The organism is Cupriavidus sp. 2SB, from assembly GCF_005503625.1.
Taxonomy (GTDB): Bacteria; Pseudomonadota; Gammaproteobacteria; order Burkholderiales; family Burkholderiaceae; genus Cupriavidus.
Genome location: NZ_SCMX01000093.1, coordinates 1 through 23,722 on the forward strand (window position 1 = coordinate 1; position 23,722 = coordinate 23,722).

Sequence of the window (23,722 nt, forward strand, 5' to 3'; positions counted from 1 at the left end):
TTACCGGCCCCCATCCCGCCCTGCTCCATCGCAATCTCGATCAGCACCTTGCGCACCGCAGGGGCCATGCGTCGGCCATCGCCGCAGACGTAAATCGTGGCACCAGACTGAATCTGTTTCCACACATCGACGCGTCGCTGCCACAGCAGATCCTGCACATAACGCGCAGCGCCAGGCACTACCGAATACGCCGTGTGAATCTCCACCACATCCGTCTCGGCCCATCGTGCGAAATCATCGCGATACAGCCAGTCATGCTCCGGGTGACGGCATCCGAAATACAACTGCACCGGCGCAACCGTTGCACCAGCCATCTGCTGCGCAGCGCGTTCTTCGATAAAGCCACGGAACGGCGCGATGCCAGTACCGGGTCCGATCAGCAGCATCGGCACTGACGGATCTGGCTGGGGTGCGAACGATGGATTCGGTGTGCGGATCGATGCGGCAATGCACGGACCGTTCGTCAGCCCTTGCAGCCATGTCGAGGCCACACCACGAAACTGTCCACGTCCCGACAGTGCCGGCGCCCACACCGTGCCCACGAGCAGCGTGGCGATATCGGGCGAAGCCAGCGGCGATGAGGCGATCGAATAGAAGCGCGGGCGCATCGGTACCGTGCAGGCCAGCAGTTGCGGCAGTGTCAGCGAGATGGCCGGATGCGCGTCGAGCACATCGAGCATGCCGAGTCGCCGTGCGGCCACCTTTTCCGCATAGACTTCGTCCGATGCGAGTTGTTCCAGCGACTGTCGCGTATGCGGGCAACGCGTGGCCTGCGCCAGTGCGCGCAGCGTCTGGCGCGACACCACATCCTGCAGTTCGATGAAATGCGTCAGCAACTGACGTAGCGGCAGCGCCTGCCCGACTGGCAATCCACGTCCACTCCCTTGCGCCGCAGACAGCGTGACGATGGCATCGGGATTGAGGTCGAGCCGTTCGCATAGCGCGGTGACGAGTGCCGATTCGTTCTGCGGCCAGACAGCGAGGTGATCGCCCGTCTGATACGACACACCCGGCGGCAGTCGCAGCGTGATGCTGCGCGTGGAAGTACGTGGCGCTTCGATGGAGAAATCCCACAGTCCATCCGGTGCATCGATCAACTCGATGTTGTCGATCACCGTGAACGCCTGCGTCCCGGCAGGCAAAGTCTCCGCGCGAATCGCTGCGACGCTGCGCATCTGCACATCCACTGCGATGCCGCCAGCCTGTACACCATCGGCCTGCAATGCCTGCCACAGTTGTGCAAGCCACCGCTCGGCCGCCTGATCGAAATCGGCGTTGCCGTCGGCTTCTCCACGGCGCAACAGTGGCACTGCGCCAGCATCCGTGAAGAACGCGAACACGCGACGCGGAAACGCCTGATACGTGGCCCATTGCGAGTTACCGCAACCGAGCATCGCCAGCCGAATATCCTGCGCGCGATAGCCCGTCACGCCACCGGCATCGAGCATCGATTCGAACTTGCGCCCAGAGTCTGGCGCGCGGCCGTTGTACGTGGCGGCCACGACGACGACGAGTCCCGATGTCGGCAACGCATCCACCACATCGTCGAGATCGGCGAGCGTGCTGGCGAACCCTGCGGCGATCGCACCACCGTGAATCTGTTCGGCCAGTTCGCGCGCCGTGCCCAGGCTCGATGCACACAGCACGGTCATCGTCGGCGTTTCCTTGATACGAAACTGGTAGTCGTAGGGATCGTGGAGGACGAAGTTGCGCAGCATCAGCGCCAGCGCCAACTTGGCTTCCGTCAAATGTCGAAGTACCCCTTCATCGCGCGCTGGCTGAAGGCCGGCATCAGGATGCGATGCGCGCACCCCCAGTTCGGCTCGTCGCTATGTGCGGTGAACAGGCCATCGCCGGCCATGTCGCGCAGATAGGACAGCGGCGGGCCGATGATCTTGCGGAAGCGCGCCGGATCGCACACATCCGCCGCGAGTTCCACGGACGACACGAACGGTACACGCCGCCCCGCAAAGTCCAGTTCGAAGATGCCGTCGTGGTGCCGGCTGCGCGCCAGCAGATGCTGCCCGATCTCGCCGGGCGTGATCTGGAAGAGATTGCCGACGATGGGCCAGCCGGGATCGCGCGGAATGGGTGCCAGCGTGACGTCCGGTGCGGCAGTGGTGACAGATGACATGGGGCGGCAGATGAGAGTCAGGGTCGGTCATGAAACCGGAAACCCGAGCATGCCTGCCTATGGGCGCGTTGTCCCAGCCCTCTGTCGTCCGTTTGAAATATTTGTTCGATTCAAACTGTCGATATATGGGAGGTGGTAGGGCGGTGGTCGGGCGGTGGTCTCTAATCGATCACCTTGCCACGCAATGCCTTGACCTGTCCGCGCTGGACCTTGGCATCGACCCGGCGTACCCGCGAAGCACGCGTCGGCCGAGTGGCCCGACGAACCCGCGGTGGTGTGGCCACGCTCTGCACGAGTTCATGCAGCCGGCGCACCGCTTCCTCTCGGTTCATCTCAAGGCTCCGATGCTGCTGCGCCTTGATCACGATCACCCCATCGCGCGTGATGCGGTGGTCGTGCAGCGCCAGCAGGCGCTCCTTGTGGTCCTCCGCCAGCGACGACGCGCGCACGTCGTAGCGCAGATGCACCGCATTGGACACCTTGTTGATGTTCTGCCCGCCCGCGCCTTGGGCGCGGATCGCGGTGATCTCGTACTCGTGATGGGAAATGAACAGGTCTTCGGCCATGCGACGCATCATAGCAATGCGCAGGGCCGAAGTGGCGTGTCCCTCATCCGCCGGCCTATGCGGGCCGTCCGTTGCCAAGCAGATGGAACTGGTCCACCACCGCATTGAGTCGCGACGCCTGGTCCTTCAGGCTCTCTGCCGCTGCGGCGCTTTCTTCCACGAGCGCCGCGTTCTGGCGCGTCATGCTGTCGATCTGCGCCACGGCCTCGCCCACTTGCCCCATGCCGGCGGCCTGCTGATCGGTGGCGCTGGAGATGCTGCGGATCAGGTCATTGACGCGTCGCGCCTTGGCCACGATATCGCCCATGCCGCCATGCGCCGTGGCTACCTGCTGCCGGCCCTGCGCCACGCGCGCGCTGCTTTCGCCGATCAACTCGCGGATCTGGCGCGCAGCCGTCGAAGTCCGATGCGCCAATTGCTGCACCTCGGTGGCCACCACGGCAAACCCGCGCCCGCTCTCGCCGGACCGCGCCGCTTCCACCGAAGCGTTGAGCGACAGGATGTGGGTCTGCAGCGCAATGCTGTCGATCAGCCCCGTGATTTCTGCGATGCGATCCGCCGAGGCCGAGATGCCATCCATGGTCTCCACCACGCGCCCCACCGCCTCGCCGCCATCCACTACGGCATCCGAGGTCTCGCCAGCCAGCGAACTGGCTTCGCCCGCCGTCTGCGCGGCGCTCTGCACCGCCGTGTGGATTTCCTGCATCGACGCCGAGGTCTGCTGCACATCCCACGCCTGCCGTTCGGTCCGCGTGCTCAGATCCATGCTGCCGCTGGCGATCTCCGATGCGGCGTCTTCCACGGACATCGCCGCGGTGCGGACCTCGATCATCGCGGCTCCCATCCGCGTGATGGCCGCCTTCAGCGCCAGCGCTGTCGGCACACTGACCGCCACGCTTTCCACATCCAGGGAGATCCGATCGCCGCCATCGACTTGCGCCACCAGCGCCGACAACTCGGCACCTTCCACCGCCGCGCGTCGCAACTGCAGCGCCAGCACGATCTCGATCGCGGTCTGCACCACCACATAGATGGCATGCATCGACACCCGCGCAAAATCAGCCTCGCCCGTGCAATAGAACGGATAGCTCAACGCCTGCAGCCGATCGAACACCACGTGGTGCACCGCAAACAGCGCCGCCGCAAACACCAGCGGACGCCAGTCGCGATAGACCAGCAGCAGCCCCAGCAGCACGAACACGCCAAAGTGAAACTCGGTCAGCCCATGCGACAACTGGATATGCAGCACGACCATGGCCACATTGGCCGCCACGAGCGCATACCCACTGAACCGCGTGCCGCGCGCCATGAGGTAAGTCAGAGACCCCAGCACCACCAGAGCCCCGCCAGCACCAATCGCCAGCGTCAATGCGTAGTAATGCACCCCAATCGCCAATGCCGCCGCACCCGAGCACAGCAGTGTCGACAACATGACAAGATCCGCCCAGCGAGCAATCCCGCCCAACGCGGCCTGCCGGGAGGTGAGCGATGGTTGCGATGCGAAAGATCCACCCCGCTCGGCACGCCCGGCAGGATATGCGACAGCAAACGTCATGATTTCCCCGTTCCTTCAGAGTTCTGATGGCGCTCGCTCCAGCCAGTCCATCCATCGCTGCGCTTGCGCTCGGGACGGTTAACGGGCGGAAATGAGGGAAGCTTGAGGGGTCAACGGGGCTGGCGTCGATCGGACTGGAGGATGGCGCTGGGTCAGAACGACCTGGAGAAAACCTGGGGAATCAATCAGAAAAACCGTGGTGCGCCCGGCTGGGATCGAACCAGCAACCCCTGCCTTCGGAGGGCAGTACTCTATCCATTGAGCTACGGGCGCGATGTGTCTGGCTTGGCGTCGGACGGATGCCGGCGCCGGAAAGTCGCATAGGATACCCGACTTGGCAGTGGCCGTCCATGAGGGATGCGCCGATGGGTGTCGGGGGAGGGGTTATCACGGGTCTCTGAATCGCCGCTTTTGACACCTGCGCCAAGGTCTTGGGTCTATAATCGGCAGCTATTTGCGTCGTAACAGAGACGTAGCGGGGCAGGAGATGGCCCCGGGCGCGATAGCCGACAGATTCACCCCCGAAACAGGGTCCAGACAAGCAAGCCGCCCCCAACGAGCTGTGCAAACGGTTTCCCGCAAAATCGAGAGTTCTGTATGAGTGACGTCCATCAAGAAAACGACCACCACGAGTCGCCAATCAAGACACCCAAGCAACTAGTCGCTGTTGTGATCGCCGCCTTCCTGGTGCCGATCATCGTCATCATCCTGTTAGTGAATTTTGTGGGACACGGCACCCTTGAGGGCGCTGGCTCGACCCAGACTGCGGAAGCGGTCAATACCCGCATTGCCCCGGTCGCATCGCTGGAAATCAAGGATCCTAGCGCGCCGCGCGTCTTCAAGACGGGCGAACAGGTCTACAAGGAAGTCTGCGCAGCCTGCCACGCCACCGGCGCTGCCGGTGCACCCAAGTTCGGCGTAGCCGGCGACTGGACGGCCCGTATCGGCCAGGGCTTCGATGGGCTGATGAAGGCCGTGGTCAACGGCAAGGGCGCCATGCCTCCGCGTGCCGGTACGTCGCCGGACGATTTCAGCGACTACGAACTGGCTCGCGCGGTGGTCTACATGGCCGACGCTGGCGGCGCCAAGTTCCCGGAACCCGCCGCACCGGCTCAGGGCGCGCCCGCGCAAGCCGCCGCATCGGCTCCCGAAGCCCCTGCCGCCGCCGCACCTGCTCCCGCCGCACCTGCAGCAGCAGCCCCGGCCCCCGCTCCTGCCGCCGCTGCCGCTCCGGCTGCCCCGGCCGCAGCTTCGGCCGAAGTCGGCAAGAAGGTCTACGAGCAAGTCTGCGCGGCCTGCCATGCCGCCGGCGTCGCGGGTGCTCCCAAGTTCGGCGACAAGGCCGCCTGGGCGCCGCGACTCAAGGAAGGCATGGATGTCGTGCACAACTACGCGCTCAAAGGCAAGGGCATCATGCCGCCGAAGGGTGGTTATGCCGGCCCCGACGCAGACGTGATCGCCGCATCGGACTATATGGCCAACGCCGCCAAGTAATCCGCCGCACCGGCAGCAAAAAAGCCCGCGAATTGCTTCGCGGGCTTTTTGCTTTCTGGCCTGTGCGGATCGGGATTCAGACCACGCGCGAATAGCGCTGGATCGGAACGGCCTTGGCATCGTTCGCAGCCGGCGCGGGTTGGGGTCGCCGGGCGTCCTGCCGCAGATACTGGTCGAACACCATGGCCACGCGGCGCACCAGCAGGCGGCCCAGTGTGGTGACGTCGACACGGTCCGGTGTGCGGCGCACCAGGTTGTCCACGGCCAGCCGGTCGAGTTCGGCCAACTCGTCCGCGAACTTCGTGGCGAAGTCGATATCGTGCTCGGCCTCGATTGCGGCAATGTCGAGCGTGCCGTTGCACATCAGCGCGCCGATGATCTTGCGGCGCAGATGGTCCTCGGCCGACGTCTCGAAGCCGCGCACGATCGGCAGGCGGCCCGCGTCCAGCGCGGCGTAGTAGTCGTCGGTGGTCCGGGCATTCTGCACGTAGTGCCCCGCCACCGCACCGATGGCCGACACACCGAGCCCAAGCTGGTCATAGCCCGCGTGCGTGGCGTAGCCCTGGAAATTGCGCTGCAGCCGCCCTTCCCGCTGCGCGACGGCGAGGTCATCTCCGGGCAACGCGAAATGGTCCATGCCGATATAGACATAGCCGGCAGCGGTCAGCCGTTCGATGGTCGACACGAGGATATCGAGCTTTTCGCCGGCTGGCGGCAGTGCATTTTGGTCAATGCGGCGTTGCGGTTTGAAGACATGTGGCAGGTGCGCATAGCTGTAGACCGAGAGGCGGTCCGGGCGCAGTTCGAGGGTGCGATCCACCGTGGCGTTGAAGCGCGCGGTGGTCTGGTGTGGCAGCCCATAGATCAGGTCCATGCTGACAGACTGGAATCCCAACCGCCGCGCCGCCAGCACCACATCGCGCGTTTCCTCGAAAGACTGCACCCGATGGATGGCCTGCTGCACTTCGGGATCGAAATCCTGCACCCCAAGACTGATGCGGTTAAACCCCAGTTCCGCGAGCAGCGCCATGCGGTCGTCTGTCACACGGCGCGGATCGATTTCGATCGAGTGCTCGCCTTCGGGCAGCAGTTCGAAGTGTCGATGCAAGGCAGCCATCACGGCGCGCATTTCGGCAGGATCGAGGAAGGTCGGCGTGCCGCCGCCCCAGTGCGACTGCATCACCCCGCGTCGTTCGCCGAGATGTGCCGCCACCATCGCCATCTCGCGCGCCAGGTAGTCCACGTAGCGTGCGCTGCGGCTGTGATCCTTCGTGATGATCTTGTTGCAGCCGCAGTAGTAGCAGATGTTCTCGCAGAACGGGATGTGCAGATATAGCGACAACGGCGCGGGAGCATCGGCGCGGCAGGCGTCGAGCGCGCGCAGATAGCCAGCGTCACCCACTTCAGCATGGAAGCGGTCAGCGGTGGGATACGAGGTATAGCGGGGACCGTTGCCGTCGATGCGCCCGGCCAGGCTGCGGAAGTCGGCAAGCGCGCGACGATCGAAGGCCGTGCTGTTGGAATGACTGGTGGAGTTTGAGGCAGAGGTGGGGGCGGACATTTTCGAGTTCTCGGTAAAGGCACGGCTAACCGACCGATGCTATGCCCGCCAATCCCTATCAACTTTGACGCCAATCAAAACAACGGACCTGCTGCGCCGGCCACCCCGAATAGGTGGGGGCTTCTGTCGGGAAAAAGTCACGCAAGCGTCATCAACGGCCGATAGTCTCGGCCCCGGCCTCGATGTCTCGTGGCCCATCCCCCACTCTCTTTTGCTCCCGCTGCCATGCGCCCAGCCTTGCCGCAGTCGATGTCGTCGCGCCCGCCCGAACCCGAACCAGCGATCACGGGCCGGCGTCGCACCTTACTCGCACTTGGCGCGTTGTCCACCGCAGCCCTGCTGCCCAATGCAATGGCGCAACCCGCCACACCCGTGGCAAGGCGCCAACTGGTGGTCGGGCATCTGGTCGATCGTATCGGACCGCAGGCCGATCTCGCGCGTGACTACCTGGCCGGGGCCAAGGTCCTGTTCGATGCGTTCAATGCCGCGGCGACACCGGGCGCGCCACGCATCGTGCATGTCATCCGGGATGCCGATCCGAATCCGCGCCATGCCATCGCGCAAGCCGTGGCATTGGCCGATAACGAACGTGCGGACGTGCTGTTCGGCACAGGAGACGCCCTGTTGCCATCGCTGGCGAATGCCTCGGAACTGACGCGGCGCGGCGTGCAACTCGTTGCGCCGTTGTCCGGACTGGCCATGACCGCCGAGAACATCTGGTTCACACGCGCCGACTATCAGGCCGAGGTCGATGCCGCCGTGCGCCAGTTGCACAGTTACGGATTGCGCAACATCGCACTGGCCGTGTCGCCGGACTTCGCGGCCGGTGCCTTGGGCACCGGTACGCCGTGGCTGGCACGCCTGGAGAAGGACATCGCCACGCGCGCGGTGCCGCTGGGTAGCAACATCGAGGACAGCGCGCGCCGCATCGCCGCCGCACGTCCCGGCGCGGTGATCGTGGCGGGCGATACCCTCGCGTACGGCAGCCTTGGCCGCGCGCTCGCCGCGCAGAACTGGTTTGGCTTTCTGGTGGGATTGTCTGCGGTCAGCCCGTCATCCGCGCGCGAGATTCTGGGCGCTAGCTACGCCGGCGGCATGGTGGTAACGCAGATCGCGCCGGGGCCGCAGGAATCCACGCTGCGTGTGGTCAAGGAGCACGTCGCGCGCATGAAGCAGTATCTCGACGAGCCGCCCTCGCCTGCCACGCTCGCGGGATACATCGGCGCCGCGTGGCTGACGCGCGCCGCCACGGGTATGAAAGCACCGGGCCCGGCCGAGTTGCGACGCGCCTTGCAGGCACGTATCGACGTGGGCGACTTCACGCTCGATTTCACGCGCGGGCTGCGTGGCTCGCAATACGTGCAACTCGCGGCCATCGGCAAGAGCGGCCTGCCGCAGCGGGCCTGATTATTTCCCGCTGCTGCGTTATACGCGCGGCAGCGTGATGCTGACACGCAGGCCACCTTCGGTCCGGTTCGACAACTTCAACTCGCCGCCGTGGCGGGTCACGATGTCGTGCGCGATCGACAGCCCCATGCCCACGCCGCCCGTGGCGCGGCTGCGTGACGATTCCACGCGATAGAACGGTTCGAGCACGCGCGACAACTCGGCGGGTGGAATGCCGGGACCGTTATCGCATACGTCGATCGTGACCCGTTCCGGACTATCGGCCAGCACGATATGCGCGGCGCCGCCATAGCGATGCGCATTCTCCACGAGGTTCACCACCGCGCGGCGCAGTTCTGCGGGATAGGCGAGCATCGGCGCGGCCTCGCCCGAGAGTCGCACGTCCTGCCCGATCTCCTGCGCATCGTCGACCACCGCCTGCACCAGCGCCTGCACATCCACGCGCTGACGTGGGCCCGTTGCACCATCGCGCTCGCGCAGGTAGTACAACGTGGCATCGATCAGCCCGTTCATCTCGGTCAGATCCTGACGCAAGCGATATCGCACGTCATTGCTTTCGATGCGTTCGATGCGCAGGCTCATGCGTGTCAGCGGCGTGCGCAGATCGTGCGATACCGCAGCGAGGAAGCGCGATTGCTGGGCCAGTTGCGTGCGGATGCGTTGCTGCATCAGGTTCAGCGCGCGCGTGGCATCGCGTGCTTCGGCAGGTCCGCGTTCTTCATCGAGCGGTGGCGCGTGGACATCCTGCGCCAGCCGATTCGCACCACTCGCCAGTTGCTGCACCGGTCGTGCCAGCAGCCGCGCCCCGACCCACGAAGCGATCAAAATCGCGGCGAGCTGGAACAGCAGGCCAAGATGCGGTGGCCAGATACCGCGGATGTGGAAACCCTGCGGCGGACCGGGCATGCGCTCGCCCGGCTTGGGTGTGCGGAATGCGTCCAGATGCAATGGCGGCCCATCGAAATCGAACGGCTCGTTGCCGCGTGGACCGCCGAAGCGGCCCCCGAAACCACCTTGCGGACCGGGCCCGAAATGGGGATCGAACGGCGGACCGAAACCCGGACCGTGATCGAGGAAGCCCGGACCACCCGGCGGCGCGAAGATGCCTTCGAGCGGATGCTTCGGCACGCCATCCGTCGTCAGCGTGCCATTGGCTTCCGCCTCGGCCACTGCGCGACGCATGCGCTCCATGTAGCGTTCGGAGCCGGGACGCGGGAACAGGCTCTCGATCACGGTGACGCCCAGCACATGCACGCCGAGCATGATCGCGGTCATCACGAAGAAGACCCGCAGGAACATCGAATCGAAACGACGACGACGCGCACGCGGCGGCGTGGCATCGCCGGCATTTGGCGGCGAGGTCGGGTCCACGGCCATGCTGTTCAATGCTCCACGTTGACGGTGAAGACATACCCCTCGCCGCGCACGGTGCGGATCAGCGCCGAGTCGCGCGGATCGTCGCGCAGCTTCTGGCGCAGGCGCGATACCAGCAGGTCGATGCTGCGATCGAACACGTCGAGGTCGCGGCCGCGCGCGTTGTTGATCAGCATCTCGCGGTCGAGCACACGGTTCGGATTCTCGATGAACGTCAGCAGCAGCCGGAACTCCGCATTCGACAGCGGCACAACCGTTTCCTCTGCATCCACCAACTGGCGCAGCGTAGTGTTCAGGCGCCACACGCCGAAGCGCATTTCGTGTCCCGTGGACGCCGGTGCGGGCCGCCGCGATTCGCTGCGGCTGCGCCGGAGCACGGTGTGAATACGCGCCACCAGTTCGCGCATTTCGAACGGCTTGGTCACATAATCGTCGGCCCCGACTTCGAGCCCGACCACGCGATCCGCGAGTTCGGCGCGCGCCGTCAGCATGATCACCGGCACATTGCTCGTATCGCGAATCTCGCGGCACAACGTCAGGCCGTTTTCGCCCGGCAGCGACAGGTCCAGGATGACGAGGTCGAACTGCTGGTTCGCCAGCGCGGTGCGCATGGCGGCGCCACCCTCCGCGCCCTGGGCTTCCATGCCGAACGTGGCCAGGTACTCGGCAAGCATGGTGCGGATCTGGGGATCGTCGTCAACGATCAGCAGGCGGGTGGTCAGGGCGGGAGAAAAATCCATGGCGAACGTGCAGGTGGGAGGGGGCTTGCGGACCCGCGAAGACGCCGGCCCGGATGAGAGTTGCCAATGTACCAGCCAGGCTATTACATCCGATGCCGGTTTTGTATCAGGATTGATACGTGCGCCGCGCGCCACCCCGAAGAAAAAAACGCCCCCGGTGCTGCCGCAGCCGGGAGCGTTCAACAGGGAAGAAGCCGGGCTCGCATGTGCCCAGCCACACCGCTACCGAAGGGCGGGCGCGGTGTCGCGCATGGAACGCCGAGATGTTGCATGCGCGGTGGCTATCGTAGGGAGGGCTCGCTGCCGCGTCTTGTCGGCCTTGTATCAACGACCGGACATGTCGATGGCCTTGGCGATGCCGATCAGCCCGCTCAGCCAGTGACAGCGGGCTTGCCAAGCAGCGCCTTCAACCCTGCCAGCCGATCCTTCGGACTCATGGCCGGCGTCTCGTCCACGATTGCTGGGGCCTCTTCCAGTTTCATCTCACCGATAAAGCGCGACGGCTCCACGGAATACGTTTCGCGCGCACGCTTGCGCTTCTTGCACCAGCTGATCTGCAGGCTGCGCTGCGCACGCGTGATGCCCACATACATCAGCCGTCGCTCTTCCTCGATCTTCTCGTCACCCATGTCTTCATCCTCGCGCGAATGGGGCAGGATGCCCTCTTCCACGCCCACCAGGAACACGTGCGGATATTCGAGTCCCTTCGATGCATGCAGCGTGGAGAGCCGAACAGCGTCGGGGTCTTCGTCGCGGCCTTCGAGCATGCTCATCAGCGCCACCGTCTGCGTCAGTTCGAGCAGGTTCTTGCCCTCGTCGGCAAAACCGTCGGCGGTATCGAAACCCGTCGCTTCGCCTTCCACCTCTGGACGCGTGCCCTTGCGCTTGAGCCAGTCGAGGAACTCCAGCGTATTGGTCCAGCGCGACTGGGCCTGGCGCTCGTCGAAGGTGTCGTAGAGATACGCCTCGTAGTGGATGCCTTCCATCAGGTCATCGAGCACCACCGTAGCAGGGTCCTTCTCCGCGCGATCCGCCAGCCTCACCATCGATTCGCAGAACAGTCGCAGCGGTTCCAGCTGGCGCGGCTGCAGCTTGCCCTCGATGCCGCCCATCATCGCCGCTTCGAACAGCGACACCTTGGCCTGCCCCGCAAACGTGCCGAGCACTTCGAGCGTGGTGTTGCCCACGCCACGGCGCGGCGTGGTGATCGCACGGATGAATGCGGGATCGTCATCGGGATTGGCGATCAATCGCAAATACGCGCAGATGTCCTTGATCTCGGCCTTGTCGAAGAAGCTCTGTCCACCTGACAGCACATACGGAATGCGCTCGCGCCGCAGGATCTGCTCGAACAGCCGCGCCTGATGGTTGCCGCGATACAGGATGGCGTAGTCGCGAAACTGCGCGCGCCGCTCGAACTTGTGTGCCGACAGCCGGAACACTACGGACTCGGCCTCGTGCTCTTCATCGTTCATCGGATGCACGGCGATGGGGTCGCCCATGCCGTGCTCCGACCACAGTTTCTTGTCGAACAGTTTCGGATTGTTGGCGATGACCGCGTTGGCCGCTTCCAGGATGCGCACCGTCGAGCGGTAGTTCTGTTCGAGCTTCACGACCTTGAGGTCGGGGAAATCGGTCTGCAGCAGCTTCAGGTTGTCGAGCGTGGCGCCGCGCCAGCCATAGATCGCCTGATCGTCATCCCCCACTGCAGTGAACGCCGGCGCGCGCAGATGCGACCCACCGGCCAGTAGCTTCAGCAACTGATACTGGCACGCGTTGGTGTCCTGGTATTCGTCCACGAGGAAGTAGCGCAGCCGGTTCTGCCATTTCAGACGCACGGCTTCATCGCGCGCGAACAGTTCGGCCGGGAGCCGGATCAGATCGTCGAAGTCCACCGCCTGGTACGCATGCAGCGTCGCCACGTACGCGCGATAGACCATGGCGGCCTGGTGCTCGTCGGCCGTGGCGGCCTGCGCGAGCGCGGTCTCGGGATCGACCATGCCGTTCTTCCACAGCGAAATCGTGTTCTGCACGCTGCGGATCAGCTTCTTGTCGGTGGTACTCAACTGCTCCTGCACGAGTCCGAAGCAGTCGTCCGAATCCATGATCGAGAATTGCGGCTTCAGGCCCACATGCTCGGCTTCCATGCGCAGAATTTGCACGCCGAGCGAGTGAAACGTACAAACGGTCAGCTGCTTGAGTGGAATACGCTTCCCTTCGCGCGTGGTCTTTCCCTCCATGAGCTTGCTGATGCGCTCCTGCATCTCCTTGGCCGCCTTGTTCGTGAACGTGACGGCAGCAATGTGACGCGGCTCGAACCCCTTGTCCTCGATCAGATGCGCAATTTTCTGCGTGATCACGCGCGTCTTGCCGGAACCCGCCCCGGCCAGCACAAGGCAAGGGCCGTCCAGATAGCGAACGGCTTCGGATTGCGCGGCGTTGAGTCCGTGGGTCATGGGGCGGGAAGAGGAAAGCGGGGACGAGAACCGGGAAGGGCGGAAATGCCGAACTCGGCACGCGGTCAGCCACGCGCCGAAGGCGACGATGCTACCACGCGGCAAGGTGGCTGACAGGGCCTGTCGGAGGGTGTCCGACGGCACCCGTTTCACGCTGGTAACAATCGTAAATCGGGCGGGCCCTGCCTGGTGACGGGGCATGGAGTTTGCCTCTCTCCCGTACGGCCGAGCAGGTTGGCAGTCACAACGGTGCGCGGCAAACCTTCCGGATATCGGAACGTATCGGAATCCATTCGAATCAAGGAGCCAATCATGAACACCCTTCGCACGCTCTCGAAAGTCGCGCTGATCGGCGCTACGCTGGTCGGCTTTGCCGGTTGCGCGGACATGACGCCGAAGCAACGGAATACCGCCATCGGCGCCGGTGCGGGCGCGCTCGGCGGCGCGGTGCTGACCAACGGCAGCGCCTTGGGTACGATCGGCGGCGCGGCTGCCGGTGGCGTCATCGGCAATGTCGTAACCAAGGACAACCGCTGACCGAACGGGGGACCGCAGCGCGCGACGGGACGGTTTGACAAAGCCAGACCGCTCCCGTACATTCACGCGCATCTGACCGGGAGAGCGCGCATCACGCATTGCGCCGCCGAAGGGGAATCACCCGAAAACTCTCAGGCACCATGGACCGGTCGGATCGGCATGCAACATGCACACGATGCATGCCGCACTCTGGAGAGCGACATCCGCCGCAGCTGGAAGGCCGGCGAGCATGTCCACCGAAGGGGCGCACGGAGCCACGGCTTCGTAATCTCTCAGGTATCGAGGACAGAGGGGTCATCCGCCGCAGCGGACTGGTTGCACATTGGTGCGGCCGGCATGCGGCGGATGACCCTTTTTTCGTTTTCGAATTGCCCGAGGATATCCATGACGCTCCAGGCCACGCCCCTCAACGCCATTCATCGCGCCCTCGGCGCCCGCATGGTCGATTTTGGCGGTTGGGACATGCCGGTCAACTACGGCTCCCAGATCGAGGAACACAACGCAGTCCGCTCGGACGCCGGCATGTTCGACGTCTCGCACATGTGCGTGGTCGATCTCCATGGCGCGAACACCCGCACCTTCCTGCGCGGCCTGCTGGCCAACAACGTCGACAAGCTCCAGACACCGGGCAAGGCCCTGTATTCCTGCATGCTCGACGAGAAAGGCGGTGTCATCGACGACCTGATCGTCTACTTCTTTGCCGAGGATTATTTCCGGCTCGTGGTCAATGCGAGCACGGCCGTCGGCGATATCGAATGGATCCGTTCGCGCAACAGCGAGACCGGCAGCGGCGTGACTATCAACCCGCGCCGTGGTGACGTGGCACCAGCAGGGTCCAGCGCACTGGCCATCGTCGCCGTGCAGGGTCCGAACGCACGCGCCAAAGTCTATGCAGCCTTCCCCTCCACCCAGCCCGCCGATGCCCTCAAGCCATTCAACGCGCTGGTCGTGCAGGACCCGGCCATGGGCGAACTGATGGTGGCGCGCACGGGCTATACCGGCGAAGACGGCTTCGAACTGGTGGTGCCGGCCGAGAACGTCGCCGGTATCTGGGAAAAACTCGTGGCAGCCGGTGTGAAGCCTGCCGGCCTGGGCGCACGCGACACCCTGCGCCTGGAAGCCGGCATGAACCTGTACGGCCAGGACATGGACATCCATACGTCGCCGCTCGACGCCGGGCTGTCGTGGACGGTCGATCTGCAAAGCGAACGCGACTTCACCGGCAAGGCTGCGCTGACCGCTGGCGGCCAGAAACGCGCGTTCCTGGGCCTGATCCTGCGCGACAAGGGCGGCGTGCTGCGCGCGCACCAGAAAGTCGTCACCGCATCCGGCGACGGCGAAATCACCAGCGGCACATTCAGCCCGTCGCTGTCCCAGTCCATTGCCTTTGCCAGTCTGCCGAAGGACATCGTGCCGGGTGCGGAAGTCCAGGTAGAGATCCGCGACCGCAAACTGACCGCGACTGTGGTTAAACTGCCGTTTGTGCGCAATGGCAAGGCACTCGTGAGCTGAGGCATCGGCCCCCGCTTCACACCAACGGTCGCCCTTCCACCCGTTCCGCTCGAGCCCACATGCCGCGGGCGGGTGAATGAAACAAGAAACACACTGTATCCCGGAGAACCCTCATGAATTTCCCCGCTGACCTGAAGTACACCGAGTCGCACGAATGGGTGCGCGTCGAAGCCGACGGCACGCTGACCATCGGCATCACCGACCACGCACAAGACGCGCTGGGCGACATCGTTTTCCTGGAACTGCCCGAAGTGGGCAAGTCGGTTGGCGCAGGCGACGCGCTGGCCGTGGTGGAGTCCGTGAAGGCGGCTTCCGACATCTACGCCCCGGTGGCCGGCGAAGTCATCGCCATTAACGACGCGGCTTCGGCATCGCCGGAATCGGTCAATGCCAACGCCTTCGACGCGTGGCTGTTCAAGATCAAGCCGGCCAACGGCGACGATGTGAACGGCCTGATGAACGTCGACGCCTACAAGGCCAGCGTCGGCGCCTGATCGCGCTGATTGTCCGATGCCGCGCGTGGCGGCAGGCTGACCACCTGCCCCGCGCGCTCCACGAGATTTCCTTGCCATGAACGCCCCGTTTCCCATGAACGCTGCCGCCCAAGCTGCACGGCCCACGCTGGCCGAACTGGAGGCGCGCGACGCCTTCGCCGCCCGCCATATCGGGCCCGATACCGCCGAACAGCAGCACATGCTCAAGCTGCTCGGTTTCCACAGCACCGCCGCGCTGATCGATGCCGTGGTGCCTGCCGCCATCCGTCGCCGCGATGGCATGTCGCTGGGCGAATTCACCGCCCCGCTGACCGAGGAAGCCGCGCTGGCCAAGCTGCGCGGCCTGGCCAGCAAGAACCGCGTGCTCAAGAGCTTCATCGGGCAGGGGTACTACAACACGCTCACGCCCGGGGTCATCCTGCGCAACGTGTTCGAAAACCCGGCGTGGTACACCGCCTACACCCCGTACCAGCCTGAGATCTCGCAGGGCCGTCTCGAAGCCCTGCTGAACTTCCAGCAGATGCTGACGGACCTGACCGGCATGGACATCGCCAATGCGTCGATGCTGGACGAAGGCACCGCCGCCGCCGAAGCCATGACGCTGCTGCAGCGCGTCAACAAGCATGCATCGAACACGTTCTTCGTGGCAGACGACGTGCTGCCGCAGACGCTGGAAGTGGTACGCACCCGCGCGGAGCCGATGGGCATTGTGATCAAGGTTGGCCCCGCTGCGGAAGCCGCGAAGGCCGAGGCATTCGGCGTGCTGCTGCAGTACCCGGGTGTGAACGGCGATGTGGCCGACTACCGTGCGATTGCCGACGCGGTGCATGCATCCGGCGCGCGCGTGGTAGCCGCCGCCGACCTGCTGGCGCTGACGCTGCTCGCCGCACCGGGCGAATGGGGCGCGGACGTGGCCGTGGGCAACACGCAGCGCTTTGGCGTCCCGCTCGGTTTCGGCGGCCCGCACGCCGGCTATATGGCCGTGCGCGACGAATTCAAGCGTTCGATGCCGGGCCGCCTCGTCGGCGTGACCATCGACGCGCAAGGCAACAAGGCATACCGCCTGGCGCTGCAGACGCGCGAGCAGCACATCCGCCGCGAGAAGGCCACGTCGAATATCTGCACGGCGCAGGCACTGCTGGCCATCATGGCGTCGATGTACGCGGTCTACCATGGTCCACAGGGTCTCAAGCGCATCGCGCAACGCGTGCATCGCCTGACCGCCACGCTGGCTGCCGGCCTCAAGGCACTCGGCCACACGCCGCTGAACACGACGTTCTTCGACACGATCACGCTCGACACCGGCTTCAACACCGACGCATTCCACGCGTCCGCCACGCAGCGCGGCATCAACCTGCGTCATGCAGGCGGCACGCGCATCGGCATCTCGTTCGACGAAACCGCGTCGCGCGATGACGTGGTGGCGCTGTGGGAAATCTTCGCGCATGGCAAGGCCGTGCCGAAGTTCGATGACGTAGAAGCAACGGTGGCCGACGGCTTCCCGGCCGCACTCTCGCGCCAGAGCGCTTACCTGACGCACCCGGTGTTCAACACGCACCACGCCGAGCACGAAATGCTGCGTTACCTGCGCTCGCTGGCCGACAAGGACCTGGCGCTGGACCGCACGATGATTCCGCTGGGCTCCTGCACGATGAAGCTCAACGCCACCAGCGAAATGCTGCCGGTGACGTGGCCCGAGTTCAGCAACATCCATCCGTTCGCGCCGCTCGACCAGACCGTGGGCTATCGCGAGATGATCGACCAGCTCGAAGCCATGCTCTGCGCCGCCACGGGCTACGCCGCCGTGAGCCTGCAGCCGAACGCGGGCTCGCAAGGCGAGTACGCTGGCCTGCTGATCATCCACGCCTACCACGCAAGCCGTGGCGAGAGCCATCGCGACATCTGCCTGATCCCCTCCTCCGCGCACGGCACGAACCCGGCATCGGCACAGATGGCCGGCATGAAGGTGGTGGTGGTGGCCTGTGACGAGAACGGCAACGTCGACCTCGTGGATCTGGCGAAGAAGGCCGAACAGCACAGCAAGAACCTCGCTGCGATCATGATCACGTACCCGTCCACGCACGGCGTGTTCGAACAGGGCGTGCAGCAGATCTGCGACATCGTGCACAAGCACGGCGGCCAGGTCTACGTGGATGGCGCGAACATGAACGCAATGGTCGGCGTGGCCGCACCGGGACAGTTCGGCGGTGACGTCTCCCACCTGAACCTGCACAAGACGTTCTGCATTCCGCACGGCGGTGGCGGACCGGGCGTGGGTCCGGTGGCAGTGGGCGCGCACCTTGCCGACTTCCTGCCGAACCAGGACAGCGTTGGCTATCGCCGCGACGACAACGGCATCGGCGGAGTCTCCGCCGCGCCGTTCGGCTCGGCCAGCATCCTGCCGATTTCGTGGATGTACGTGGCGATGATGGGCTCGACCGGCCTGACCGCCGCCACCGAGAACGCGATCCTGACGGCCAACTACGTGGCCAAGCGTCTGTCGCCGCACTATCCGGTGTTGTACGCGGGTCAGGGTGGTCTGGTGGCGCACGAGTGCATTCTCGACCTGCGTCCGCTGCAGAAGAGCACGGGCATCTCGAACGAAGACGTCGCCAAACGGCTGATGGACTACGGCTTCCATGCCCCGACCATGAGCTTCCCGGTGCCGGGCACGCTGATGATCGAGCCGACCGAAAGCGAGGCGCTGGCCGAGCTTGACCGCTTCATCGACGCCATGATTGCCATCCGTGGCGAAATTGCGCGCGTCGAGGACGGCAGCTTCGACCGTGAAGACAATCCGCTCAAGCACGCGCCGCACACGGCCAACGTGATCACGGCCAACGAGTGGACGCGCAAGTACACGCGCGAGGAAGCCGCCTATCCGGTGGCGTCGCTGCGCACGCAGAAGTACTGGCCGCCGGTTGGCCGTGCGGACAACGTGTATGGCGACCGCAATCTGTTCTGCTCGTGCGTGCCGATGAGCGAGTACGCTGAAGAGGCGTAAGCACTCCGGCTCGATAAGAAAAGTTGAAAAGTCCCCTGCCGCCCTGATTTCCGAATCGTGGGCGGCCCCTGACGGCGTGCCGGCGGCGCGCCGTCTTCGCATCTGGAGTCAGCCGTGGCAGTCAGTGTTTTCGATCTGTTCAAGGTAGGCATCGGCCCGTCGAGTTCCCACACCGTGGGACCGATGCGCGCCGCGCTGATGTTCGCGCATGGTCTGGAGCGCGATGGGTTGTTGCCGCAAGTAGCGAGCGTGCGTGCCGAACTGTATGGCTCGCTGGGCGCCACCGGCAAGGGACACGGCACCGACAAGGGCGTGATTCTCGGGCTCATGGGCGAGGCGCCCGATACCGTCGATCCCGAAGGCATCGACGAGAAGCTCTCCGCGATGCGCCGCAGCAAGCTGCTGACGCTGCTGGGCAAGCACACGGTACCGTTCGTGGAACGCGAGCACATCGTGTTCTATCGACGCGAAGCGATGGCCGAGCATCCGAACGGCATGAAGTTCCACGCCTACGATGCCGAGGGCAACCCGCTACGTGAAGCGCGCTACCTGTCAGTGGGCGGTGGCTTTGTCGTCACGGCCGGCGCACCCAATACGCAGTTGCAGACTGCGGAGAATCAGTTGCCGCATCCGTTCCGCAGCGGCAAGGCGATGCTCGAGATGGCGCATGCGAGCGGCAAGTCCATCGCACAGCTCATGCTGGAGAACGAACTGACGTGGCGCTCGCACACCGAGGTCACCGATGGCCTGCTGCATATCTGGGACGTCATGCAGCAATGCGTGGCGCGCGGTTGCCGCACCGAGGGCGAACTGCCCGGTCCGTTCAAGGTGAAGCGGCGTGCGCCCGAGTTGTATCGCAACCTGACGTTGCGCGCGGAGCGTACGTTGTCCGATCCGCTCACCGTCATGGATTGGGTCAACCTCTACGCGATGGCCGTCAACGAGGAAAACGCAGCGGGTGGACGTGTCGTGACCGCGCCCACGAATGGCGCCGCAGGCATCATCCCCGCCGTGCTGCACTACTACGATCGCTTCGTACCCGGCGCGAGTCCTCAGGGCGCGGTGGATTTCCTGCTGACCGCTGGCGCCATCGGCCTGCTCTACAAGCTCAATGCGTCGATCTCCGGTGCGGAAGTAGGCTGCCAGGGCGAGGTTGGCGTAGCGTGCTCGATGGCGGCCGGTGCGCTGGCTGCGGTACTTGGCGGCACACCGGAACAGGTGGAGAACGCCGCCGAGATCGGCATGGAGCACAACCTCGGATTGACGTGCGATCCCGTGGGCGGACTGGTGCAGATCCCGTGCATCGAACGCAACGCGATGGCGTCGGTCAAGGCCGTGAACGCCGCGCGCATGGCGCTGCGGGGCGATGGCACACACTATGTGTCGCTCGACTCGGTCATCAAGACGATGCGCGAGACCGGCGCAGACATGAAAACGAAGTACAAGGAAACGGCGCGCGGCGGGCTGGCGGTGAATATCGTCGAATGCTGACGATCATAGTGAATGGCAGGCCGCCGTATATGATGGAAGCACTTTCGGGTTGCCGACAAGATTTGCCAATAACATCAGTCTCCAAAAGAAAGCGGCCATGCAGACCTTTCACCAGTTGTTCGACGACGTCTCCTGCACGTTCACCTACCTGCTGATCGATGCCGCCACGCATGAGGCGGTCCTGATCGATCCGGTCGATTGCCAGTCCGAACGCGACCTTGCTGTGCTGAAAGACACCGGCGCCAAGGTCGTCTGGATTATCGAAACCCATGCGCATGCCGATCACATCACGTCCGCCGGGCAACTGGCCGCGCTGACCGGCGCCAGCACCGCAGCGCCGTCCGGTTGCGACATCAAGCCCGCCAGCAAGCAATTGATCGATGGCGACTCCATTTCGTTCGGCAGTCAGGTGTTGCGCGCGATCCATACGCCGGGACACACGGCTGGCAGCATGAGTTACCTGTGGGAAGAAACGAAGGCCGATGGCGTGGTGCGCCGGATCTTTACCGGCGATGCCTTGTTGATCGACGGCTGCGGGCGCACGGATTTCCAGTCGGGCGATGCAGGCACCTTGTTCGACAGCCTGACACAGAAACTCTTCCGCCTGCCCGACGATACGCAGGTCTACCCCGCGCATGACTACAAGGGCCGCACGGCATCCACGATCGGTCAGGAACGCGCGAGCAACAGCCGCATCGCGGGCCGATCGCGCGAGGAGTTCATCGCCATGATGCGTGAACTGAATCTACCGCGACCGAAGCTGATCGATATCGCGGTGCCTGCCAACCAGCAACTCGGACTCGTGGCCGGCCGCGACGGCACAAGCGTGCCGCACGGCGCCTGACGCATCAGACTGCGCGACTTACGATTCCCACCGCTCGCACGTATGCCGTACGGTATCGCGCAGGCTGTGGGCTTCGTCGTTGATCATGCGTACCGAATGCGCATCGTTGTCGCGTGAAGCGGCCAGTGCGCGGATGTTCGATAGCGCCTGCAGCGAACCGAGTGCCTCCGCATGCGGCTCCAGCGCATCGCAGATCGACAGGATGTGGTCTGCAATCGGCATCCGCGTCAGTTCGTTCGGATGCACGTATTCGCCTTCCATCCCGAAGCGGCACGCCTGAAAACGGTTGAAGGTGTAGACGAGGTAATCGTCTTCCTGCGGCATGTACGGACGCGACAGCAGCAGATATCGCGCAAGCGCCTGGATGTACGCGGCGATATCGCACGCGCGCTGCACGGTGAGGGGCGTATCCATGACGCGCACTTCGATCGTGCCGAACTCCGGCTTGGGACGGATATCCCAATAGAAGTCCTTCATGCTCTCGATCACGCCCGTCGCGCGCATCTTGTTGAAGTAGGCTTCGAAGCCATCCCACGTCAACACGTGCGGCGCCCGACCGCTCATCGGAAACGCGGCAACAGAATTCAATCGAGCGGATGCAAATCCAGTATCGACCCCCTGCACATAAGGCGACGACGCCGCCAGCGCAATGAAGTGCGGCACATACCGCCCGATGGCATGGAGCAGGAACAGCGATTCGTCCGCACTCGGGCAGCCGATGTGCACGTGCTGCCCGAACACCGTGAACTGCTTGGCCAGATAGCCATATAGCTCCGAGATGTACTGATAGCGCGGGGAGTCCGAGATGGTGCGCTCGGACCACACCTGGAACGGATGCGTGCCGCCGCCGCAGATGCCGAGGTTAAGGCCGCGCGACGCATTGATCATCAGGTCGCGCATGACCGTCAGCTCTTCCAGCGCCTGCGCGTAGCTGTGACAAATGCCCGTGCTCATCTCGATCATTGACGGACTGATCTCGGGCTTGATGTCCCCCGCATGCTGCGCGCCCTTGAGTGCCCGAAGCAGGTCCGGTGCGAATGGCGCCAGATCATAGTCATGGCGATTGACGAGCTGGAGCTCCAGCTCCACGCCAAAGGTCAGCGGCTCGGAATGCTTGAACGGTTCGAGCGACATCAGCGCCCTCCTCCATTGTCCCTTGCCTCGCCCGCGTAACGCAGCGCCCACGCCGCGATGATCGGGCCCAGCACCTGCTCGATGGCGAGCGCGCAAAGGATGATCGATGCGAGCGGCACGCCGGTGCCCGGATACAGGCGGGCAATGTCGCTCATCAGAAGATAGGCCAGCCCCGACATCGGTGCCAGCGCAAGGCCCAGCGCCATGGCCTGCCGCAGGCTCAGCCCCGAAAACGAACCCAGTGATACCACGCCAACCAGCTTGGCCACGTGACGCAGCACAACCAGCGCCACGGCCATCGTCCCGCCGATGATCCAGTCCTGCGCCGTCAGCGGCAGGCCCAGCGATACCACCATCACGATGATCAGGAGGCTGCCCGCGCTACCGAAGTGCGTGGGCCAGACGTGCGGCTGGCGGTCCTGGTGCTTGAAGACCACGCCGGCAAGCATCAGCGTGAGCGGCATCGAAAGCTTGAGCACGCGCGTCAGCGCCAGCGTGAACAGCACCAGCCCCACCAGCACCAGGAAACTGTAGTGATCGTCGGAAGACATCCGCGCGTAGATGGCATGCCCCACCTTGCCAACTACCCATGCCAGCAGGCACGAGCCCACCAGCAGGTACAGCGGATGCAGCAGCGCAGCGCCCAGGTTGCCGTACTCCGAATGCAGCCAGCCCGTCGCCACCTGCACAATGGCCGCCGCGTAGATCGAGTTCAGCGCGGCCATGGCCATCAGCCGCTCGGTCACCTGCCCTTCGGCGCGCAGTTCGTTCTTGAGTTGCAGCACGATGGTCGGCGAGGTGCTGACCGCGATACCACCGGCCAGGATCGCAACGCCGGGCGACGCGCCCAGCCATTGCAGCACGGTGGCGACGAGGCCCCACGTCAGCAGGCTTTCGGCGGCGCTCGTGAACAGCAGCCAGCGGTTGGCGCGCAGCCATGACAGCGACAGCCGGTGGCCGAGTTCGAACAGCGCCAGTGCCAGCGCCATATCGATCAGCACCCGGGTCTGGGCGATCATGTTGTCGTCCACGATGCTGCGGCCGAGCATGCCGGCGAACAGCCCGACCATGGCGTATCCGACGATGCGCGGAATGCCCAGCCAGCGGCGGCAGACCTCTCCGGCCAGCCCCGCACCAACGAGTGCGAGACCTACCCAGAACAGGCCGCCTGGCGCCAGTGGCAGCGAGGGGAAAAGTTGGCTCAGTCCATTCATGCGCGTCATGGTAATGGAAGGACACGTTTCAAAGTGTCAGTGCTTGTCCGACACTTTTCCCATCTTGCCGATAAAACCCATCTTCCACAAACAAAAAGCGCGATCTTCATCGATCGCGCTTTTGTAGGTCTTTCAAATTGAGAATTGTCTTGTGCGGTGGGTCACCTAGTGGGATGCCACGCGACCCTCCCGCCCCGCATTACAG

18 protein-coding genes, 1 tRNA gene and 2 riboswitches are annotated in these 23,722 nt (G+C 64.5%); of the genes, 8 read left to right on the plus strand and 11 right to left on the minus strand.

Annotation, left to right across the window (positions count from 1 at the left end; genetic code table 11):
* The 5 genes from FFS21_RS27985 to FFS21_RS28000 all read right to left on the minus strand — a co-directional run.
* Positions 1-1,748, minus strand: a 1,748-nt coding sequence (locus FFS21_RS27985) for a diflavin oxidoreductase (protein ID WP_249359717.1), incomplete at its 3' end; no start/stop codon positions are given.
* Positions 1,745-2,134, minus strand: a complete 390-nt coding sequence (locus FFS21_RS32625; RefSeq protein WP_249359719.1) for a cytochrome P450 — start codon at positions 2,132-2,134, stop codon at positions 1,745-1,747. The genes FFS21_RS27985 and FFS21_RS32625, both read right to left, overlap by 4 nt.
* A 161-nt stretch (positions 2,135-2,295) precedes the next feature.
* A complete protein-coding gene (gene arfB, locus FFS21_RS27990) occupies positions 2,296-2,700 on the minus strand; it encodes an alternative ribosome rescue aminoacyl-tRNA hydrolase ArfB (protein WP_137927957.1) in 405 nt (134 codons plus the stop codon).
* Between the two features lie 55 nt (positions 2,701-2,755).
* A complete protein-coding gene (locus tag FFS21_RS27995; protein WP_171020510.1) occupies positions 2,756-4,132 on the minus strand; it encodes a methyl-accepting chemotaxis protein in 1,377 nt (458 codons plus the stop codon).
* Between the two features lie 320 nt (positions 4,133-4,452).
* Positions 4,453-4,528, minus strand: a tRNA-Arg gene (locus FFS21_RS28000).
* A 324-nt stretch (positions 4,529-4,852) separates the two neighbouring features.
* Between FFS21_RS28000 and FFS21_RS28005 the strand changes: the two genes are divergently transcribed.
* Positions 4,853-5,749 carry a c-type cytochrome gene (locus FFS21_RS28005; RefSeq protein ID WP_137927959.1) on the plus strand — a complete coding sequence of 299 codons (897 nt, stop codon included), beginning with the start codon at positions 4,853-4,855 and terminating at the stop codon, positions 5,747-5,749.
* A 76-nt stretch (positions 5,750-5,825) separates the two neighbouring features.
* On the opposite strand, the gene hemN is transcribed toward FFS21_RS28005, so the two are convergent.
* Positions 5,826-7,310 carry an oxygen-independent coproporphyrinogen III oxidase gene (gene hemN / locus FFS21_RS28010; protein WP_137927960.1) on the minus strand — a complete coding sequence of 495 codons (1,485 nt, stop codon included), beginning with the start codon at positions 7,308-7,310 and terminating at the stop codon, positions 5,826-5,828.
* A 249-nt stretch (positions 7,311-7,559) separates the two neighbouring features.
* Here hemN and FFS21_RS28015 point away from each other — a divergent pair, with 249 nt between their 5' ends.
* Complete coding sequence (locus FFS21_RS28015; RefSeq protein ID WP_249359721.1) at positions 7,560-8,717, plus strand: ABC transporter substrate-binding protein; 1,158 nt, start codon at positions 7,560-7,562, stop codon at positions 8,715-8,717.
* Between the two features lie 18 nt (positions 8,718-8,735).
* Here FFS21_RS28015 and FFS21_RS28020 read toward each other — a convergent pair whose 3' ends face one another.
* The 3 genes from FFS21_RS28020 to FFS21_RS28030 all read right to left on the minus strand — a co-directional run bounded on the left by FFS21_RS28020 (position 8,736) and on the right by FFS21_RS28030 (position 13,287).
* The gene (locus FFS21_RS28020; protein ID WP_502705204.1) at positions 8,736-10,088 is read right to left on the minus strand and encodes an ATP-binding protein; all 1,353 of its coding nucleotides are present in this window, start codon (positions 10,086-10,088) and stop codon (positions 8,736-8,738) included.
* A gap of 11 nt (positions 10,089-10,099) precedes the next feature.
* Positions 10,100-10,831 carry a response regulator gene (locus FFS21_RS28025; RefSeq protein WP_137927962.1) on the minus strand — a complete coding sequence of 244 codons (732 nt, stop codon included), beginning with the start codon at positions 10,829-10,831 and terminating at the stop codon, positions 10,100-10,102.
* A gap of 371 nt (positions 10,832-11,202) precedes the next feature.
* Positions 11,203-13,287, minus strand: coding sequence for a UvrD-helicase domain-containing protein (locus tag FFS21_RS28030; RefSeq protein WP_137927963.1), 2,085 nt, complete (start codon positions 13,285-13,287; stop codon positions 11,203-11,205).
* Positions 13,288-13,599: 312 nt separating this feature from the next.
* On the opposite strand from FFS21_RS28030, the gene FFS21_RS28035 reads away from it, so the two are divergent.
* From FFS21_RS28035 to FFS21_RS28060, 6 genes are all read left to right on the plus strand, one after another.
* Positions 13,600-13,824 (plus strand): YMGG-like glycine zipper-containing protein, encoded by a 225-nt coding sequence (locus FFS21_RS28035; protein ID WP_137927964.1) that lies wholly within the window; start codon positions 13,600-13,602, stop codon positions 13,822-13,824.
* A gap of 67 nt (positions 13,825-13,891) precedes the next feature.
* Positions 13,892-13,982, plus strand: a riboswitch (glycine riboswitch).
* A gap of 21 nt (positions 13,983-14,003) precedes the next feature.
* A riboswitch (glycine riboswitch) is annotated at positions 14,004-14,123 on the plus strand.
* An 85-nt stretch (positions 14,124-14,208) separates the two neighbouring features.
* Positions 14,209-15,336 carry a glycine cleavage system aminomethyltransferase GcvT gene (gcvT, locus tag FFS21_RS28040; RefSeq protein ID WP_137927965.1) on the plus strand — a complete coding sequence of 376 codons (1,128 nt, stop codon included), beginning with the start codon at positions 14,209-14,211 and terminating at the stop codon, positions 15,334-15,336.
* Between the two features lie 113 nt (positions 15,337-15,449).
* Entirely contained in the window at positions 15,450-15,830 is a 381-nt protein-coding gene (gene gcvH / locus FFS21_RS28045) for a glycine cleavage system protein GcvH (RefSeq protein WP_137927966.1), read from the plus strand.
* Positions 15,831-15,906: 76 nt separating this feature from the next.
* Positions 15,907-18,834 (plus strand): aminomethyl-transferring glycine dehydrogenase, encoded by a 2,928-nt coding sequence (gene gcvP / locus FFS21_RS28050; protein WP_137927967.1) that lies wholly within the window; start codon positions 15,907-15,909, stop codon positions 18,832-18,834.
* Positions 18,835-18,948: 114 nt separating this feature from the next.
* Positions 18,949-20,325 (plus strand): L-serine ammonia-lyase, encoded by a 1,377-nt coding sequence (locus tag FFS21_RS28055; RefSeq protein WP_137927968.1) that lies wholly within the window; start codon positions 18,949-18,951, stop codon positions 20,323-20,325.
* Between the two features lie 97 nt (positions 20,326-20,422).
* Positions 20,423-21,169 (plus strand): MBL fold metallo-hydrolase, encoded by a 747-nt coding sequence (locus FFS21_RS28060; RefSeq protein WP_137927969.1) that lies wholly within the window; start codon positions 20,423-20,425, stop codon positions 21,167-21,169.
* Between the two features lie 18 nt (positions 21,170-21,187).
* Here the strand turns inward: FFS21_RS28060 and FFS21_RS28065 are convergent, their stop codons facing one another.
* Complete coding sequence (locus FFS21_RS28065; RefSeq protein ID WP_137927970.1) at positions 21,188-22,303, minus strand: YbdK family carboxylate-amine ligase; 1,116 nt, start codon at positions 22,301-22,303, stop codon at positions 21,188-21,190.
* Positions 22,303-23,526, minus strand: a complete 1,224-nt coding sequence (locus tag FFS21_RS28070; RefSeq protein WP_171020511.1) for a cation:proton antiporter — start codon at positions 23,524-23,526, stop codon at positions 22,303-22,305. The genes FFS21_RS28065 and FFS21_RS28070 overlap by 1 nt, the downstream gene beginning before the upstream one ends.
* Between the last annotated feature and the right edge of the window lie 196 nt (positions 23,527-23,722).

Coding starts and splice junctions, on each gene's coding strand:
- gcvH (WP_137927966.1), top strand. CDS start 15,450: ATGAATTTCCCCGCTGACCTGAAGTACACCGAGTCGCACGAATGGGTG.
- FFS21_RS28035 (WP_137927964.1), top strand. CDS start 13,600: ATGAACACCCTTCGCACGCTCTCGAAAGTCGCGCTGATCGGCGCTACG.
- FFS21_RS28015 (WP_249359721.1), top strand. CDS start 7,560: ATGTCGTCGCGCCCGCCCGAACCCGAACCAGCGATCACGGGCCGGCGT.
- gcvT (WP_137927965.1), top strand. CDS start 14,209: ATGACGCTCCAGGCCACGCCCCTCAACGCCATTCATCGCGCCCTCGGC.
- FFS21_RS27995 (WP_171020510.1), bottom strand. CDS start 4,132: ATGTTGTCGACACTGCTGTGCTCGGGTGCGGCGGCATTGGCGATTGGG.
- FFS21_RS28025 (WP_137927962.1), bottom strand. CDS start 10,831: ATGGATTTTTCTCCCGCCCTGACCACCCGCCTGCTGATCGTTGACGAC.
- FFS21_RS28060 (WP_137927969.1), top strand. CDS start 20,423: ATGCAGACCTTTCACCAGTTGTTCGACGACGTCTCCTGCACGTTCACC.
- gcvP (WP_137927967.1), top strand. CDS start 15,907: ATGAACGCCCCGTTTCCCATGAACGCTGCCGCCCAAGCTGCACGGCCC.
- FFS21_RS28065 (WP_137927970.1), bottom strand. CDS start 22,303: ATGTCGCTCGAACCGTTCAAGCATTCCGAGCCGCTGACCTTTGGCGTG.
- FFS21_RS28030 (WP_137927963.1), bottom strand. CDS start 13,287: ATGACCCACGGACTCAACGCCGCGCAATCCGAAGCCGTTCGCTATCTG.
- FFS21_RS32625 (WP_249359719.1), bottom strand. CDS start 2,134: ATGTCATCTGTCACCACTGCCGCACCGGACGTCACGCTGGCACCCATT.
- hemN (WP_137927960.1), bottom strand. CDS start 7,310: ATGTCCGCCCCCACCTCTGCCTCAAACTCCACCAGTCATTCCAACAGC.
- FFS21_RS28005 (WP_137927959.1), top strand. CDS start 4,853: ATGAGTGACGTCCATCAAGAAAACGACCACCACGAGTCGCCAATCAAG.
- FFS21_RS28070 (WP_171020511.1), bottom strand. CDS start 23,526: ATGACGCGCATGAATGGACTGAGCCAACTTTTCCCCTCGCTGCCACTG.
- arfB (WP_137927957.1), bottom strand. CDS start 2,700: ATGGCCGAAGACCTGTTCATTTCCCATCACGAGTACGAGATCACCGCG.